The following is a 16453-nucleotide window of genomic DNA, read 5'->3' as shown; positions in this document are numbered from 1 at the left end:
GGGACAGCGGAAAGGCTTGGGGAATACCAGAATGACACAAGAAAAATGGGGACAGCTGAGACAACGGCTGCTCAAAACTGTCGGACAGAACAATTTCACAACCTGGATCGAGCCGCTGGAATTCCAGCAACTTGAAGATGGCATTGCCACCTTCAACGTGCCGACCAATTTCATGGGCAACTACGTCAGCCAGAACTTTGCCGACCTGATTCTGCACGAGCTGCGGTCGGAAAATGCCACCATCAACCGGCTGAACTTTACCGTTGCTGCCAATATGTCGGAAAAGCCGCGCTCGATGCCCGCCAAGCCGTTGGCCGCCCCTGCCAAAGTTGCCCCCTCGTCGGCGTTGAACACCGCATCGCTGGACCGTCGTTTTACCTTTGACAGCTTTGTCGTGGGCAAACCCAACGAACTGGCCCATGCCGCCGCCAAGCGCGTGGCCGAAGGTGGCCCCGTTACCTTCAACCCGCTGTTTCTGTATGGCGGCGTCGGTTTGGGCAAAACCCACCTGATGCACGCCATTGCATGGGAATTGCAGCAGTCGCGCCCCGACCTGTCTGTGCTGTACCTGTCCGCCGAACAGTTCATGTACCGGTTCGTGCAGGCGCTGCGTGACCGCAAGATGATGGATTTCAAGGAAATCTTCCGCAATGTCGACGTGCTGATGGTGGATGACGTGCAATTCATCGCCGGCAAGGATTCGACGCAGGAAGAGTTCTTTCACACCTTCAATGCACTGGTCGATCAGAACCGCCAGATCATCATCTCGGCCGACCGCGCCCCCGGCGAGATCAAGGACCTTGAGGATCGCGTGAAATCGCGCCTGCAATGTGGTCTGGTCGTCGATCTGCACCCCACGGATTACGAACTGCGTCTGGGCATCCTGCAAAGCAAAGTGGAACTGCAAAGCCAGAACTACCCCGGCCTGACCATCGCGCCCGGCGTTCTGGAATTCCTGGCCCACCGTATTTCGACCAACGTGCGTGTGCTTGAAGGGGCGCTGACCCGTCTGTTCGCCTTTGCATCGCTGGTTGGCCGCGAAATCGACATGGACCTGACCCAGGACTGTCTGGCCGATGTGCTGCGCGCGTCCGAACGCAAGATCACCATCGAAGAAATCCAGCGCCGCGTGTCCGAACACTACAACATCCGCCTGTCGGACATGATCGGCCCCAAGCGCCTGCGCAGCTATGCGCGTCCGCGTCAGGTGGCCATGTACCTGTCCAAACACATGACCAGCCGGTCGCTGCCCGAGATTGGCCGCCGTTTCGGGGGCCGTGACCACACCACCGTAATGCACGGTGTCCGTCGCATCGAAGAGCTGAAAGTGCAGGACGGCCAGATCGCCGAAGATCTGGAACTGCTGCGCCGCGCGCTCGAAGCGTAAACCTGCGTCACCTGTACCACACGGCACCCTTTTCGGGTGCCGTTTGCGTTTGCAGGGGGCGCAATCGGTCTGCCGCGCTTGACCCTTCCGTTAATCCAGCCGACAACAGATAAAAAGGTTGAGAATACGCCGGTATAGGGTAGTTTGCCCGTCCCGGTGGTCCGATTGGAGAGGGACAGATGAAAATCAGTATTGAACGGGCCGCGTTGCTCAAAGCCGTGAGCCAGGCACAGTCCGTGGTCGAACGCCGCAACACCATTCCGATCCTCGCCAACGTGCTGATCGAGGCCGAAGGGTCCGACGTGATGTTCCGCGCCACCGATCTGGACATCGAGGTTGTGGACAAGGCCCCCGCACAGGTCGAACGCGCAGGCGCCACCACCGTGTCGGCCACCACGCTGCATGAAATCGTGCGCAAGCTGCCCGACGGCGCGCTGGTCACCCTGACCGCCGACGCCGCAGCGGGCCGCCTGACGGTCGAAGCGGGCCGGTCAAACTTTTCGCTCGCGACCCTGCCCAAGGAAGATTTTCCTGTCATGGCGTCGTCGGAATATGCCTCGAACTTCTCGATCGACGCGGCCAAGCTGCGCCGTCTGTTCGACAAATCGAAATTCGCCATTTCGACCGAAGAAACGCGGTATTACCTGAATGGCGTCTACATGCACGTGTCGACCGGCGAAGACGGCAAGGTGCTGCGCTGTGTGGCCACCGATGGCCACCGTCTGGCGCGGATCGACACAGATCTGCCCGCAGGTGCCGAAGAGATGCCCGGCGTGATCGTGCCCCGCAAGACCGTGGGCGAACTGCGCAAGCTGCTGGACGATGACGAGATGAAGATCGCCGTATCGGTGTCGGAAACCAAGGTGCGCTTTGCCACGCCGGAAATCACGCTGACATCCAAGGTGATCGACGGGACATTCCCCGACTACACCCGCGTTATTCCGCAGGGCAACACCCGCAAACTGGAAGTCGACGCCAGCGACTTTGCCCGCGCCGTGGACCGTGTGGCAACCGTGTCGTCCGAGCGTTCGCGTGCCGTCAAACTGCAACTGGACGAAGACCGGCTGATCTTGTCGGTCAACGCGCCCGACAGCGGCGCCGCCGAGGAAGAGCTGGCCGTGTCGTACAATGACGAACGGCTGGAGATCGGGTTCAACGCCAAATACCTGCTGGAAATCGCCAGTCAGGTGGACCGTGAAAACGCCGTGTTCATGTTCAATTCGTCGGGCGACCCGACCTTGATGCGTGAAGGCAATGACATGTCGGCGGTCTACGTCGTCATGCCGATGCGCGTTTAAGAGTTTTCTTGCCTCCGGCGGGGATATTTAAGGCCAAAAGAAAGGGACAGTTGTGAAGCTGTCCCTTTCTGCATTGACGATTTCGCATTTCAGATCGCACCGGATGGCGCGGATCACTGTCGATCCGCGCCCCGTGGCGCTGTTTGGCCCCAATGGCGCGGGCAAGACCAACATTCTGGAAGCGGTGTCGCTGTTTTCGCCCGGACGCGGTTTGCGCCGGTCCAGCGCCGAGGACATGACCCGCAGGCCCGAGGCGCTGGGGTGGAAGATCAGCGGCGTTCTGACATCGCTGCGGCAGGTGCACGAGATTGATATTGTCTCCGAGGCCGGTGCTGCGCGGCAGGTGCGGATCGACGGCAAGGCGGCAGCACAGGTGGCGCTGGGGCGGGTCGCACGGGTGCTGTGGCTGATCCCCGCGATGGACCGGCTGTGGATCGAGGGCGCGGAAGGCCGGCGGCGGTTCCTGGACCGGATGACGCTGAGCTTCGAGCCCGGCCATGCGGATCTGTCGCTGGCCTATGAAAAGGCAATGCGCGAACGCAACCGGCTGTTGAAGGACATGGTGCGCGATCCGGCGTGGTACGGCGCGCTTGAGGCGCAGATGGCGCAGGCGGGGGCTGGAATTCATGCCAACCGGCTGGCCACGCTGGCCGAACTGCACAGCGCCCAGAAGGACGCGCAGACGGCCTTTCCCACGGCGGATCTGGAGTTGATCCATGCGGATGCGCCCTTGCCCGCCTCCGAGGACGACTTGCGCACCGCGCTGGCCGAAGGGCGCAAACGCGATCTGGCGGCGGGGCGCACGCTGATCGGTCCGCACCGCGCCGATCTGATCGGCACCTATGCGGCCAAGGACGTGCCCGCCCGCGACTGTTCCACCGGCGAGCAAAAGGCGCTGCTGGTGTCGCTGATCCTTGCCAATGCGCGCGCACTGGCCCAGAGCTTTGGCGCGCCGCCGCTGTTGTTGCTGGACGAGGTTGCCGCCCATCTGGACGCCGACCGCCGCGCCGCCCTGTACGACGAGATCGTGGCACTGGGCGCTCAGGCGTGGATGACAGGCACCGACCGCAACCTGTTCGACGCATTGGGCGCGCGGGCGCAATATTTGAACGTGACCGAGGCGAATGGCGTCTCGAAGGTAGAGGCCGTGACATGACGCTGAGCTGGGCCGATCTGATGCTGTACTGCGGCGCGCTGGTGATCCTGTTCCTGACCCCGGGGCCGGTGTGGCTGGCGCTGATGGCGCGCGGGCTGTCGGGCGGGTTTCGTGCCGCGTGGCCGCTGGCCCTGGGCGTGGCGATTGGCGACATCGTCTGGCCGCTGGTCGCGGTGCTGGGGATTTCGTGGATCTTGTCGGTCTTCGACACCTTCATGCTGGTGCTGCGATGGGTGGCCTGCGGTGTGTTCATCGTGATGGGCGCGATGCTGATCCGCCACGCAGGGGCCGCCATCAGCGCCGACAGCCGCCTGACCCGCCCCGGCATGATGGCAGGGTTTCTGGCGGGTATTCTGGCCATTCTGGGCAACCCCAAAGCCGTTCTGTTCTATATGGGCGTGCTGCCCGGCTTTTTCGATTTGCGCACGGTGACGTGGATCGACGTGGCGCTGATCATCGGCGCATCGGTTCTGATCCCGCTGACAGGCAACCTGATCATGGCCGCTTTTGTCGGACGCGTGCGGGCCTTTGTCACCACGTCAGGCGCGCTGCGGCGGATCAATATCGGGGCCGGTGTGCTGCTGATTCTCGTGGGGCTTGTGCTGCCGTTCGTCTAGGGCAGAAACTTGTCTCGATCGCGTGACATCCCCCCGTAAAAACCCTATAAAATAACAAAAAATATAGGGTGAATAGGCATGTCCGAAAACGAGCAGCCGCCACAAGAGTATGGCGCGGATTCCATCAAGGTTCTCAAGGGCTTGGATGCTGTCCGCAAACGGCCTGGCATGTACATCGGTGACACCGACGACGGGTCGGGTCTGCACCATATGGTTTACGAAGTCGTGGACAACGGCATTGACGAGGCGCTGGCCGGTCATGCCGACGCTGTCACCGTCACGATCCACGAGGATTCCTCGGTTTCGGTCAGCGACAACGGGCGCGGGATTCCGGTTGGCATCCACGAAGAAGAAGGCGTATCCGCCGCCGAGGTCATCATGACCCAACTGCACGCGGGCGGTAAATTCGACAGCAACAGCTACAAGGTGTCGGGCGGTTTGCACGGCGTGGGCGTTTCGGTTGTGAACGCACTGAGCGACTGGCTGGAACTGCGCATCTGGCGCGAGGGCAAAGAGCACATCGCACGGTTCGAGCGTGGCGACACCGCCAAGCACCTTGAGGTTGTCGGCCCTTCAAACGGCAAGACCGGCACCGAGGTGCGCTTTCTGGCGTCGACCACGACATTCTCGAACCTCGAATATTCGTTCGAGACGTTGGAAAAACGTCTGCGCGAACTGGCTTTCCTGAACTCGGGCGTGCGGATCATTCTGACCGATGAACGCCCGGCCGAGCATCTGCGATCGGAACTGTTCTACGAGGGCGGCGTCAAGGAATTCGTCAAATACCTCGACCGGTCGAAATCCTCGATCATGGCCGACCCGATTTTCATCACCGGCGAACGGGACGAAATTGGCGTCGAAGTGGCGATGTGGTGGAACGACAGCTATCACGAGAACGTCCTGCCCTTTACCAACAACATCCCTCAGCGCGATGGCGGCACCCACATGGCGGGCTTTCGCGGCGCGCTGACGCGGACCATCAACAACTATGCGCAGTCCAGCGGGATCGCGAAAAAGGAAAAGGTATCGTTCACCGGCGACGACGCGCGCGAGGGTCTGACCTGTGTGCTGTCGGTCAAGGTGCCCGATCCGAAATTCTCGTCCCAGACCAAGGACAAGCTGGTCAGCTCAGAAGTGCGCCCCGCTGTCGAAGGGTTGGTGAACGAAAAGCTGGCCGAGTGGTTCGAGGAAAACCCGCTGCAAGCCAAGATCATCGTCGGCAAGATCATCGAAGCCGCCGTCGCCCGCGAGGCCGCCCGCAAGGCGCGCGACCTGACGCGGCGCAAGACGGCGATGGACGTGAACTTTCTTGCCGGCAAGCTTAAGGATTGCTCGGAAAAAGACCCGTCCAAAACCGAAGTCTTCCTGGTCGAGGGTGACAGCGCCGGCGGCTCGGCCCAGACGGGCCGTGACCGGCAGACACAGGCGATCCTGCCGCTGAAGGGCAAGATCCTGAACGTGGAACGCGCACGGTTCGACCGGATGCTGGGCAGTCAGGAGATTGGCAACCTGGTGATGGCGCTTGGCACCGGCATTGGCCGCGATGAATTCAACATCGACAAGCTGCGCTACCACAAGATCGTCATCATGACCGACGCGGACGTGGACGGGGCGCACATCCGCACCCTGTTGCTGACGTTCTTCTATCGTCAGATGCCCGAGCTGATCGAACGCGGATACCTGTATATCGCGCAGCCGCCGCTGTACAAAGTGTCGCGCGGCAAGTCCGAGGTGTACCTGAAGGATCAGGCCGCCATGGAAGATTACCTGATCAACCAAGGCATCGACGGCGCCATGCTGCGCCAGGGCAACGGCGAGGAAATCAGCGGCGCCGATCTGGCCCGTGTGGTCGATCACGCCCGTCAGTTGCGCCGCGTTCTGGAAGCGTTTCCAACGCATTACCCGCGGCACATCCTGGAACAGGCTGCCATCGCCGGTGCATTTTCCGAAGGCGCGGTTGAACGCGACCTGCAAGGCGTGGCCGATAAGGTGGCCGAACGTCTGAACCTGATTGCGCTGGAATACGAAAAAGGCTGGAGCGGTCGCATCACGCAGGATCACGGCGTGCGACTGGCCCGTATCCTGCGCGGCGTCGAAGAGGTGCGCACGCTGGACGGCCGCATCCTGCGCGGCGGCGAGGCCCGCAAAACCGGCACGTTCACACAGCATTTGCAGGACGTGTACAACATGCCCGCAAAACTGGTGCGCAAGGACCGCAGCCAAATGATCTATGGCCCCATGGACCTGCTGGACGCCATCCTGGGCGAAGGCGAAAAGGGTCTATCGCTGCAACGGTACAAGGGTCTGGGCGAAATGAACCCCGACCAGCTATGGGAAACCACGCTGGACCCCGATGCGCGGACCCTGCTGCAAGTGCGGGTCGAGGATATGGCCGAGGCCGACGACCTGTTCACCAAGCTGATGGGCGACGTGGTCGAACCGCGCCGCGAGTTCATCCAGCAGAACGCGCTGAACGTGGAAAATCTGGATTTCTGATCGCCCCAAGAGCCCGCCATTGAAAGCCCGCCCGACACACAGTGGGCGGGCTTTTTGCTGCGGCGATACCTGCAATCCTTATTGCTCTGTCCGGTCGGTGAAACTGGCAAGAAAACTTGTAGCCGTCAGCGAAACGTGGGCTTCCAATGGCGGACGCAATTCGAACGCGCGTGGGGTGCGGGCGAAATCGTACAGCCGGAACAAGCACCAATCCTCACGGCGCTCCTGTGCCACTTCAAGTTCGTTCTGCGAGATGTGAAAGGGGGTGCGCTCCCAACCGTTTGTCGTCTTAACCTCGATCAGCCGTTCGCGGCCTTCAAGGGTAAAGCTTCTAATATCATAGCCTGCGCCGTCGCCGTCCTCTTTGGACACCCAACGCACTTCTTTCACCAGATCGCTGCGCCCATGCTGGGCCAGATGCGCCCGCTCGTGATGATAAACACGTTCTTCGCCCGCATAGCCCAACGCGCGGTTGCGGGCGTCGCGGCCCACCACATCAAAACGGCGCGCCACGCGTTGCATCTGTTCCAGCTCGTCCGGCGGGGGCGCGTTGCGCAAGGTCGGGGCGATGCCGACGAACAGGGGTTGCGGCTCGGCGATCTCGCGAGGTCGAGAGCGATACAGCGCCTGTTCCCACTCGGGGTGCTGCGCCAACCAGCGCGCGGCGGCCTCGGCCAAGGACATCTGGAAATTGAACCTTGGCTTATAGCCGCGAATTTCGGGCAGCGCCAAACCCTGAACCGCAGCCGAGACATTGCAAAGCTTGAATTCGATCGAACCGCGGCTGCGTCCCGTTCGTTCTTGCAGCAGGCGGTTCTGGGCGGCTTTGTTATAGGCACGGCCCGAAAGTTCGTCGCTGAGCATGGAAAAGTAGGATGCGACAACCGCATCGTTTTCCATATCTGACCAATCGCCCGTGCTCATGTTGCCAAGCTAGGCATCGGCGTTGGGATTGTCATGTCCTACTTCCCCACGATCCCGCGCGCCGATCCTGCGATCAGGCGGGCGGCGTCGGTCAAGGGTCCAACGGGCGGCAGGGCCGAGCGGCAGCAGAAATAGCGCGGTTGCCATGACGGGTCGAACTTGGATTTGAACCGGCGCAATCCTTCAAAGCTGTAGAAACGGTCGCCGTGGCTGTAAACAAGGCTGCCGAACCGCGACCACAGGGTCGCGCCCCGCCGTCCTGCCAGTCCGGCAAAGGGGACCATGCCAAGGCCGAAGCTTTCGCGCCCTTCGGCTTTCAGTTGCAGCATCAACTCGGTGAACAGAAATTCCATCGTCGCGGCGGGCACCTCGGCGCGGTGGCGCATCATGTCGACGGCGCTGCTGCGGGTGGCTTCCATCAGATTGGCAAAGGCGCAAATCTCGCCGTTCAGGGACACCAGCGCGATGCGGGTGCGGTTCAGCCATGCGGCGTCGAACCGCCCGACCGAGAACCGCTTTTCCCGCGCGGCGTGCTGGGCCATCCAGTCGTCTGAAATGCCTTGCAGCGTGGCGATCAGCTCGGGCGTGTGGGGCGGCGACACGATCTGGACGCTCAGCCCGTCGCGTTGGGCGCGGTTCCAACTGGTGCGCAGCTTCTTGCGCTGGGGGCCTTCCAGCGTGAAGGCGGGCAAGGACACAATCGCCTCTTCGCCCATCTTGTGCAGCGTCAGGCCCATGTCGATGGCCTGTTCGGTGAAATCTGCCGAGGTCTCGTAAAACACCGGCCGCGCACCGGCGGCCCGGGCCGCGTCGTGGAACGCCCACGACAGGTCTTCGACATCGGCATCGGCTCCGACTGGCGCGCCCATGACAATCCACGATCCGCCCTTGATCCCGAAGGACAGCACCGATTGCTGCGCGGGTCCGAACATCAGCATCTTGTCACCGGTCAGCGCAATCGCATCCGATCCCTGCCCGTGCGCGTCGATGATCGCCTGCGCCGCCGCGAACGCCGCATCGTCGGGCAGCGGTGCCTTGACCCGTGCGACGCGAAACCCCGAATACAGCAATGCCGCGCTTAGGATCACACCCGCCGACAGGGCCGCCCGCCACGCGGCCACCGCAGGGCCATCGCCCGCCACCTGCCACCACATCAGATCGCGCGCGGCGCTGTCAGTGTGGACCAGATACCACAGCAGCCCCAACGACGTCAGCGTGGACAGGGTGAACACCACCCAGCGGGCGGACAGAACCCCCTGCGTCAGACGGGCGTGACGGTAAAATTCGCGGCGACAGGGCCACAGGATCAGCGCCATCACGGTCAGAATGGCGGCCCGTTCCAGATCCTGCGTTTTGAACGTGGCCACGACGATCCCGACCACCAGCGCCACCAGAACCGCCCAAAAGGCTTGGCGTGAGCGCCGAAACACCGACACGGACAACACCGCCAGCAACGACCCGATGATCGACGACACCAACGGCCCGCCTTCGATCATCGTCAGCGGCAACAATGTCTCAAGCTCTTCGGCACGGCCCGCGGGGTTGGGGATCAGCCCCGCGAACATCATGAACAAGCCCGAGCCCAGCACCAGAACCCCGGTGGCCATCGGAATCAGCGACCGGCCTGCCGATACCATCGGCGCAAGGCCCGGAACGGTTGGCAGCCGCCCACCGGCAGCGCCCCACACCTCGGTCAGGGACAGCACCAGCAGCGCCAGCACAAAGGGCAGCAAAAAGTAGATCAGCCGGAACAACAGCAGCGCCGTCACCGCGTCGTTCACCGGAACCGACGCCGGAAGTGCCGCAATCACCACGCTTTCGAACACGCCGATGCCGCCCGGAACATGGCTGGCCACACCCACCATGGTGGCCACTGCAAAGACCGCCAGCATGTTGGCAAAGGGCAGCGCGCCGGTGGGCAACAACAGGTGCAGAACCAGCGCCGCCATCACCATATCAGCGCCCGTAATCAGCAACTGGCGCACCAGGTCCCTGCCCCGTGGCGCCGACATCTTGAACCGGCCCCATGCAATCGTGCCGCCCCAATGCGACACCGCTGCAAGTGCGACCAATGCCAGCACCAACACGCTGACCGCCGCAAGCCGCAAGATATGCGGCGGGATGGCCACGAATTCCTGCAACGCTGCCGGATGCACCGCCAGTGCGCCCAGCCCGATCAGCGATGAACCAATGCCAAAGGACATCGCAGCAAAGGTGGAAATCGCTGCAACATCATAGGCATCCATCCCCAGCGCCGAATAAATGCGATAGCGCACGGCCCCGCCCGACACGACACTTAGCCCGATGGTGTTGCCCAGCGCATAGCCCAGGAATCCGCCCAGCGCGATTGAACTGGCCGGGGCGGTTTTGCCGATATAGCGCAGCGCCGACCAGTCGTATCCGATCAGCGCGACATAACCCGCCGCCGTCGCAGCCAGCGCGCCAAATATCAGATGCAGCGGTGTGGCGCGCAGTTGCGCCAGCACCACGCGCATGTCCAGCGGGGCCAGCAGATGATACAGCGCATAGACACCCGCGATAAACAGCAGCCCCGTCAGGATCAGCGGCCCGTGCTGGCGCAACACTGCCCGCAGCCGGTTGCCTGTGTCCGGTTCTGTCATGGCGGGCGCGTCGGTTTGCTGGCTCATGGTATGGTCTGCTATTCTGCTCCGGTGTCCGTGACCCGTCTATAGACGCCGGAACGCCGCAGTGCAGGTGTTATCTTTGTAGCGCGCATGCAAATGACGGATGCGCCGCAGCGGGCGGCGGGGAACTTTGTTAAAAATTTTCCTTTGTGGTGGCCCCGATTATCCTTAGTCTTTGCCCCAAGGCCAAGTTTTACGGCCAAGTCCAAACTGGGAGACTGTAATGGGCAAACGTGACGACCTGATCGCGCAATACGCGGACGATCTGAAAAACAAATGTGGTATGACGCCGGATATGGACCTTTTGACAAAGGTGACCATCGGGTGCGGCCCCGCGATTTATAACGCCGATGCGTCGACCGTTGCCGGTTCGCAGCCGTCCGAGCTGGAAACCGTCAAGGAAAACTTCCTGATCAAGAAACTGGGTCTGGCCGATGGCCCGCAGTTGATGGACGCGATCAACAGCGTCATCGAAACCTACGGCAAATCCGAGCGCAACAAATACCGCGCCGTGGTCTATTACATGCTGACCAAACATTTTGGCAAAGACAGCGTTTACGGCTGAATTCGCTTTGTCAGAGACTGTTTCAGGCCCGCATCACGCGGGCCTTTTTCGTTTCAGGCAAACAGGCTCAGGACGCCGCCGATAATCGCGCAGCCAAAGGTGGCATAGCCGCCGTCGATCAACGTCAGTTTGAAAGGTCGTCCCGGATAAGCGTTGTTGATCATGATCCATGGGCTGATGAAAAACAGCCCTACGCCCAGACCAGACACCAACCCCTTGTCCAGCGTATCAATTCCCGACAGGGCAAAGACATGGCGCATCATGCCTGCCACCACGATCATGGCTATGGCCGACAGGATAAATGGAAGCGCCGAGCCATTGCCCTGCGGCTTGCCATCCGGCCCCACCGCGATCTCGGCGGCGGCCATCCACGGTTTTGACAGCGCCATGTACCACACCGCGCCAAAAATCCACGCCGCAGCACCGGCGACAATCACGGAAAGAACACCCATTTCACGCTCCTAGGAGTTTCTGTCCGAAAGTGTAGCAGAAAAATACGAAATCAGGGATCAATTCCACCAAGCCCGCAAACGATCTGCCATTCGGTATCCGTCACCGGCTGCACCGACAGCCGCGAATTGCGCACCAGCATCATGTCGTCCAGACGGCCATCGGCCTTGATCATGTCCAGCGTCACGGGCGTTTTCACCGATTTGACCGCCTTGATGTCCACGCATTCCCAACGGTCGTCGTCTGTGCTGCTGTCTTGGTGCGCCTCGGCAATCACCTCGACCACGCCGACAACCGCCTTTTCCGTCTGCGAATGATAAAAGAACCCAAGATCGCCCTGCTTCATCTCGCGCATGAAATTGCGGGCCTGATAGTTGCGCACGCCATCCCATTCCTCGCCCGCGTCACCCTTGGCCTGCTGGTCGTCCCACCCCCAGGTCGACGGCTCCGATTTGAACAGCCAGTATGCCATCAGCCGATGACCTTTTTCCATTCGATCAGCTTGACGTCGGCAAACAGACCGGCCAGCGCATAGGGATCGTTGTCCGCCCACATTTGCGCATCGGCCATGCTGTCCACCGACAGGATCACCAGCGAACCCGCCATCTCACCATTGCCATCCAGCAGCGGGCCGGCCTGGGCGACAACGCCGGTTTTTTCGATATAGGCCAGATGGTTATCACGGTTGGCCTTGCGCACGTCCAGCGCGCCGTCTTTGTCTGTGGCAATCAAAGCAATCAGCATTTTATTCTTCCTTCAGTGGGCGCGACAACAGGGCCGCCATGGATGTGGGAACGTCGGCCGCACCATCCAACAGGCGGGCAACGGTCTGCGTGATAGGCATATCAACGCCGCTGGTCTGCGTCATCTGCACAATCGCGCGGGCGGTGGCGGCGCCTTCGACCGTGGTGGTGGGGTCAAAACTGTCTCCGGCCCCCAGCGACAGGCCCAGACGGTAATTGCGCGATTGCTCTGACGTGCAGGTCAACACCAGGTCGCCAAAGCCGGACAGGCCGGCCAGCGTCGCGGTTTCCGCGCCCATGTGGCGGGCAAGACGGGTCATTTCCGAAAACCCGCGCGTCATCAGCGCGGCCCGCGCGCTTTGCCCCAGCCCCGCACCGATGGCGACACCGCAGGCGATGGCAATGACGTTCTTCAGCGCCCCGCCCAGCTCGGCCCCTTGGGTGTCCGTGGTCCGATATAGACGCAGATTTGGCGTTGTTAGAGCCTGTTGAAGCATCTCACCCGCCTCCACGTCTGCACAGGCCAGCGTCAGCGCGGTGGGCAGGCCGCGCGCGATGTCAGCGGCAAAGCTGGGTCCGGTCAGGATGGCGGCGGTGGCGTGCGGGGCCGCATCGCGGATCACGCTGACCGGGCCGCGTCCGGTCGACACCTCGAACCCCTTGCAGCAAGCAACCAGATTGGCGGTGCTGTCATGCGGGATGTGATCGGTCACAAACCCCGCAAGCCGCTGCATCGGAACCGCCAGCAGGATGACATCAGCGGCCAAAGCCTGCGCAATATCGCTTGTTAGAGACAGATTTGGCGGCAAATCAACCCCCGGCAGCCGCGTTCCATTGGTGCGGCTTGATTGCATGTCCGCCACATGATCGGGGTTGCGCGCCCATAGCGTCACATTGCCCTTTTGCGCCAAAGAGATCGCCAATGCCGTGCCAAAGGCACCTGCACCCAGGACAGAAACGCTCATGCCTTGGCCCCCTTCTTGCCACTGCCCAGCATCGCCTGGCTGGTCGTGTCCAGCGGCATGCGGGGCCGCGCCGACAGGTCCATGCCGTCAGCGTCGCGGGTTTGCATCTGCTCGATGGCAGCATAGGCGATCATCGCCGCGTTGTCCGTACACAGCGCCAACGGCGGCGCGACGAAGGGGATGTTTGCAGCATCCGAAACAGTCCCTAACGCGGCACGAATGGTTTGATTTGCGGCCACGCCACCGGCCACGCACAGCGCAGTCACCGGACCGCTGGCAGCCAAGGCACGGCGGCATTTCTCTTGCAGCACATCCGCAACGGCGGCCTGAAATCCGGCGGACAGGTCGGCCTGGTCCTGCTCGGTCAGCCCACCCTTGTCCGCAATCACCTTGTCACGAACCCGCAAGGTTGCGGTTTTCAACCCCGAGAACGACATATCGCACCCCTCGCGGTCCAGCAGCGGACGCGGCAGGGCAAAGCGTTTGGGGTTGCCCCGTTTGGCCGCCGCTTCGATGGAGGGGCCACCGGGTTGCGGCAAGCCGATCAGGCGGGCCACTTTGTCGAATGCCTCTCCCGGAGCATCGTCGATGGTGCCGCCAAGTCGGCGAAACGCATCCGGCCCGGACACCAGCAGAAACTGGCAATGCCCGCCCGACACCAGCAGCATCAGGTAAGGATAGGCCACCGCATCGGTCAGGCGCGGCGTCAGCGCGTGTCCGGCAAGGTGGTTCACACCATACAGCGGCACATCCAGCGCCGCCGCCATCCCTTTGGCCAGCATCACACCCGACACCACACCACCGATCAGACCCGGCCCCGCAGTGACGGCAATTGCGTCTATATCGCCCGTGTCAGAGCCTGCTTCAGCCAGCGCCTGCCGCACCACGCCATCCAGCTTTTCCGCATGGGCGCGCGCCGCGATCTCGGGCACGACGCCGCCGAAATCCGCGTGCAGGCTGGTCTGTCCCAGCACCACCGACGACAGCACCTGCCGTCCCCGCAACACCGCCGCTGCCGTGTCGTCGCAACTGCTTTCGATGCCCAGCACCGTCAGTTCGTTTGTCATGATGCGTGTCCGTTGCGCATTGTTCCGCTCCGAGGTAACACCTGAACATCCTTCAAACAACCAGAGCACAGCATGTCACGGCACCGGATCACGCTTTTGATGACCCGCCCTGCGGCCGGATCGCGCGCCTTTGTCGCCGCCCTGCCCGATGCTGTTACGGAACGTTGCGACGTCGTCATATCACCGCTGATCGACATTCAACCGGTTGCGGCGGACCTGCCCGATTGCGATGCGGCAATCTTTACGTCCACCCACGGCGTCGCGCACGGGCCGCAGGCGCTGGGGCGGGTTGCGTTCTGTCTTGGGCAGGCCACCACAAACGCCGCGACCATGGCAGGTTGGAAGGCGCAGCAAATGGGTCAGGACGCCAAAACGCTGGTTGCCGCGCTGACGGCACAGCGCCCCACGGGGCACCTGGTGCATTTTTCAGGCACCCACACGCGCGGCGATGTTGCGGGCCATTTACAGGCCGCCGGATTGGCCGCCAACAGTGTCGCGGTGTACGATCAGGTGCTGTTGCCGCTGTCTGACGTTGCGCAAAACCGGTTAAAAGGGTCCGATCCTGTCATTGTGCCTCTTTTTTCTCCACGCAGCGCGCTACATTTCAGTGAGGATGCACTTTGCAAGGCTCCGCTGTATCTGGGTGCGATCAGCCCTGCTGCCGCTGCAAACTGTGCCGGTGTCGATCATCTGGCCCTGCAAATAGCAGGGAACCCCGACAGGGGTGGGATGATTGAGGTGGTGCAAAAACTGCTTGCGCAGGCGCTATCGGCTTGAAGCACGCCAAGGCTGGCGGCTAAGTTTGAACGGGCGTGCGTGATAACGTTCGAGAATCGGAAGGTAATATTGTGGCGAAACCCAAGTCTCCTAAATCCGGCGGTCCAACGGAAGACGAAGATAAGGTCGCTGTCGATGTGACCCCCGAGGATCAGAGCGCAGAGTTTGATAAAACGCCTCCGGAGCCTGAGTCCGACGAGCTGGTTTTGCCCGAACCTGATGCGAAACCTGACACTCCGATTGCAGACACCCCGCAACCGGACGTGCCGCAAGACGATGACTCGGTTGCGGACAGCTCTGTCGTGGACAGCGACGCGACCGAAATGCCTGCGGCTGAAGATGACCATGCGCAGGAACCGCCGGTAGAAGAAGAGCCGACCGCCCCGGACAACGACAGGTTCGTGCCCGCCGTGCAGCCCCAACAGAACAGCAATCCCTTTTGGCCGCTGGTGCTGGGCGGTGTGGTTGCCGCCTGCCTTGGCTTAGTCGCCGGTAAATCGCAGGTCATCGACCCGATCCTGCCACAAAGCTGGCGCAGCGCCGGGGAAAGCGCGGACACCACCGCCAGCATCGAGGCGATGGGCCAGACCGTCAGCCAGTTGCAGGCAGAGGTTGACACGTTGCGGGGACAGATCCCTGACGCACCTGCGGACAATTCCGAAACACTGAACGCCCTTAACGCATCCGTGGAAGATCTGGTCGCGCGGATCGACGGGTTGGAACAGCGCCCGCAAGCATCGTCTGATGCCAGCTCTGATGCAGATGTGGCAGCGTTGACCCAACAGATGGAAGCGCAGCAGGAACAGATCGACAAGTTGCTGGAAGATGCGCAATTGATGCAGGAAACAGCCACGGCAGCAGCGGGCAATACGTTGGCCCGCGCGGCGGCCACCCGGGTTTTGTCAGCCATCGACAGCGGTGCACCCTTTGCCACGGCGCTGGCCGATGTGGATGCGAACAGTGACATCGAAATTCCCGCCGAACTGCAACGGGTTGCCGACGACGGCGTGACACCGCTGTCCGAGCTGCAACAAACCCTGCCCGATGCCGCCCGTGCCGCGCTGGCTGCGGCGCGGACCAATGCCACAGATGCCGATGGCGGCTTTGGCGGGTTTCTGAAACGCCAGCTTGGCGCGCGGTCGGTCCAGCCCCGCGAGGGCACTGACCCCGACGCCATCCTGTCGCGCGTCGAGAACGCCACGCGGCAGGGCCGCTTGGCCGATGCGCTGGCCGAAGCCGACGCCTTGCCCGAACCGGCCAAGGCCGAACTGCAATCCTGGATGGACGCCGCACAGGCCCGTCTTGAGGCTATGAATGCCGCCGAAACGCTGATCCAGCGTTTGGCCGCGAACTGAGGGGACCC

At 62.2% G+C, this 16453-nt stretch carries 15 protein-coding genes; 8 read left to right on the top strand and 7 right to left on the bottom strand.

All coding sequences use genetic code 11. The features are described 5' to 3' along the window. The first annotated feature begins 31 nt into the window (after positions 1-31). The 5 genes from dnaA (at position 32) to gyrB (ending at position 6954) form a co-directional block, all read left to right on the top strand. On the top strand, positions 32-1387 hold the full coding sequence (gene dnaA / locus AAC077_RS09965) for a chromosomal replication initiator protein DnaA (protein ID WP_339769050.1): 1356 nt from the start codon (positions 32-34) through the stop codon (positions 1385-1387). Positions 1388-1566: 179 nt separating this feature from the next. Continuing rightward, a complete protein-coding gene (gene dnaN / locus AAC077_RS09960; protein ID WP_339769048.1) occupies positions 1567-2685 on the top strand; it encodes a DNA polymerase III subunit beta in 1119 nt (372 codons plus the stop codon). Between the two features lie 52 nt (positions 2686-2737). Next, positions 2738-3841 (top strand): DNA replication/repair protein RecF, encoded by a 1104-nt coding sequence (recF, locus tag AAC077_RS09955; protein WP_339769046.1) that lies wholly within the window; start codon positions 2738-2740, stop codon positions 3839-3841. After that, positions 3838-4458 carry a LysE family translocator gene (locus tag AAC077_RS09950; RefSeq protein ID WP_339769044.1) on the top strand — a complete coding sequence of 207 codons (621 nt, stop codon included), beginning with the start codon at positions 3838-3840 and terminating at the stop codon, positions 4456-4458. The genes recF and AAC077_RS09950 overlap by 4 nt, the downstream gene beginning before the upstream one ends. A 78-nt stretch (positions 4459-4536) precedes the next feature. Further along, entirely contained in the window at positions 4537-6954 is a 2418-nt protein-coding gene (gene gyrB, locus AAC077_RS09945; RefSeq protein WP_339769042.1) for a DNA topoisomerase (ATP-hydrolyzing) subunit B, read from the top strand. A 78-nt stretch (positions 6955-7032) separates the two neighbouring features. Here the strand turns inward: gyrB and AAC077_RS09940 are convergent, their stop codons facing one another. Together AAC077_RS09940 and mprF are read right to left on the bottom strand one after the other, a co-directional pair. Further along, positions 7033-7878: a DUF3883 domain-containing protein gene (locus tag AAC077_RS09940; protein WP_339769040.1), complete on the bottom strand. Its 846-nt coding sequence runs from the start codon at positions 7876-7878 to the stop codon at positions 7033-7035. 38 nt (positions 7879-7916) lie between these two features. After that, positions 7917-10526 carry a bifunctional lysylphosphatidylglycerol flippase/synthetase MprF gene (gene mprF / locus AAC077_RS09935; RefSeq protein WP_339769038.1) on the bottom strand — a complete coding sequence of 870 codons (2610 nt, stop codon included), beginning with the start codon at positions 10524-10526 and terminating at the stop codon, positions 7917-7919. Positions 10527-10746: 220 nt separating this feature from the next. Between mprF and AAC077_RS09930 the strand changes: the two genes are divergently transcribed. Further along, positions 10747-11088 (top strand): DUF2853 family protein, encoded by a 342-nt coding sequence (locus AAC077_RS09930; protein WP_339769037.1) that lies wholly within the window; start codon positions 10747-10749, stop codon positions 11086-11088. 53 nt (positions 11089-11141) lie between these two features. Here AAC077_RS09930 and AAC077_RS09925 read toward each other — a convergent pair whose 3' ends face one another. Genes AAC077_RS09925 through tsaD form a run of 5 tightly spaced genes read right to left on the bottom strand, consistent with a single transcriptional unit; the run spans position 11142 to position 14313 of the window. Next, positions 11142-11540 carry a DUF1761 domain-containing protein gene (locus AAC077_RS09925; RefSeq protein ID WP_339769036.1) on the bottom strand — a complete coding sequence of 133 codons (399 nt, stop codon included), beginning with the start codon at positions 11538-11540 and terminating at the stop codon, positions 11142-11144. A gap of 50 nt (positions 11541-11590) precedes the next feature. Further along, positions 11591-12010, bottom strand: a complete 420-nt coding sequence (locus tag AAC077_RS09920) for an EVE domain-containing protein (protein WP_339769034.1) — start codon at positions 12008-12010, stop codon at positions 11591-11593. After that, positions 12010-12282: a YciI family protein gene (locus AAC077_RS09915; RefSeq protein WP_028955542.1), complete on the bottom strand. Its 273-nt coding sequence runs from the start codon at positions 12280-12282 to the stop codon at positions 12010-12012. The genes AAC077_RS09920 and AAC077_RS09915 overlap by 1 nt, the downstream gene beginning before the upstream one ends. Before the next feature lies 1 nt (position 12283). Then, on the bottom strand, positions 12284-13246 hold the full coding sequence (locus AAC077_RS09910) for an NAD(P)H-dependent glycerol-3-phosphate dehydrogenase (RefSeq protein ID WP_339769024.1): 963 nt from the start codon (positions 13244-13246) through the stop codon (positions 12284-12286). After that, the gene (tsaD, locus tag AAC077_RS09905; RefSeq protein ID WP_339769022.1) at positions 13243-14313 is read right to left on the bottom strand and encodes a tRNA (adenosine(37)-N6)-threonylcarbamoyltransferase complex transferase subunit TsaD; all 1071 of its coding nucleotides are present in this window, start codon (positions 14311-14313) and stop codon (positions 13243-13245) included. Before tsaD ends, AAC077_RS09910 begins: the two co-directional genes overlap by 4 nt. Positions 14314-14385: 72 nt before the next feature. Between tsaD and AAC077_RS09900 the strand changes: the two genes are divergently transcribed. Further along, on the top strand, positions 14386-15090 hold the full coding sequence (locus AAC077_RS09900; RefSeq protein ID WP_339769020.1) for a uroporphyrinogen-III synthase: 705 nt from the start codon (positions 14386-14388) through the stop codon (positions 15088-15090). A gap of 71 nt (positions 15091-15161) precedes the next feature. Then, complete coding sequence (locus tag AAC077_RS09895) at positions 15162-16445, top strand: hypothetical protein (protein ID WP_339769019.1); 1284 nt, start codon at positions 15162-15164, stop codon at positions 16443-16445. The last annotated feature ends 8 nt before the right edge of the window (positions 16446-16453 follow it).

Source organism: uncultured Pseudosulfitobacter sp. (genome assembly GCF_963976325.1).
Lineage (GTDB): Bacteria > Pseudomonadota > Alphaproteobacteria > Rhodobacterales > Rhodobacteraceae > Pseudosulfitobacter.
This window is presented reverse-complemented; position numbering and strand designations above follow the sequence as displayed.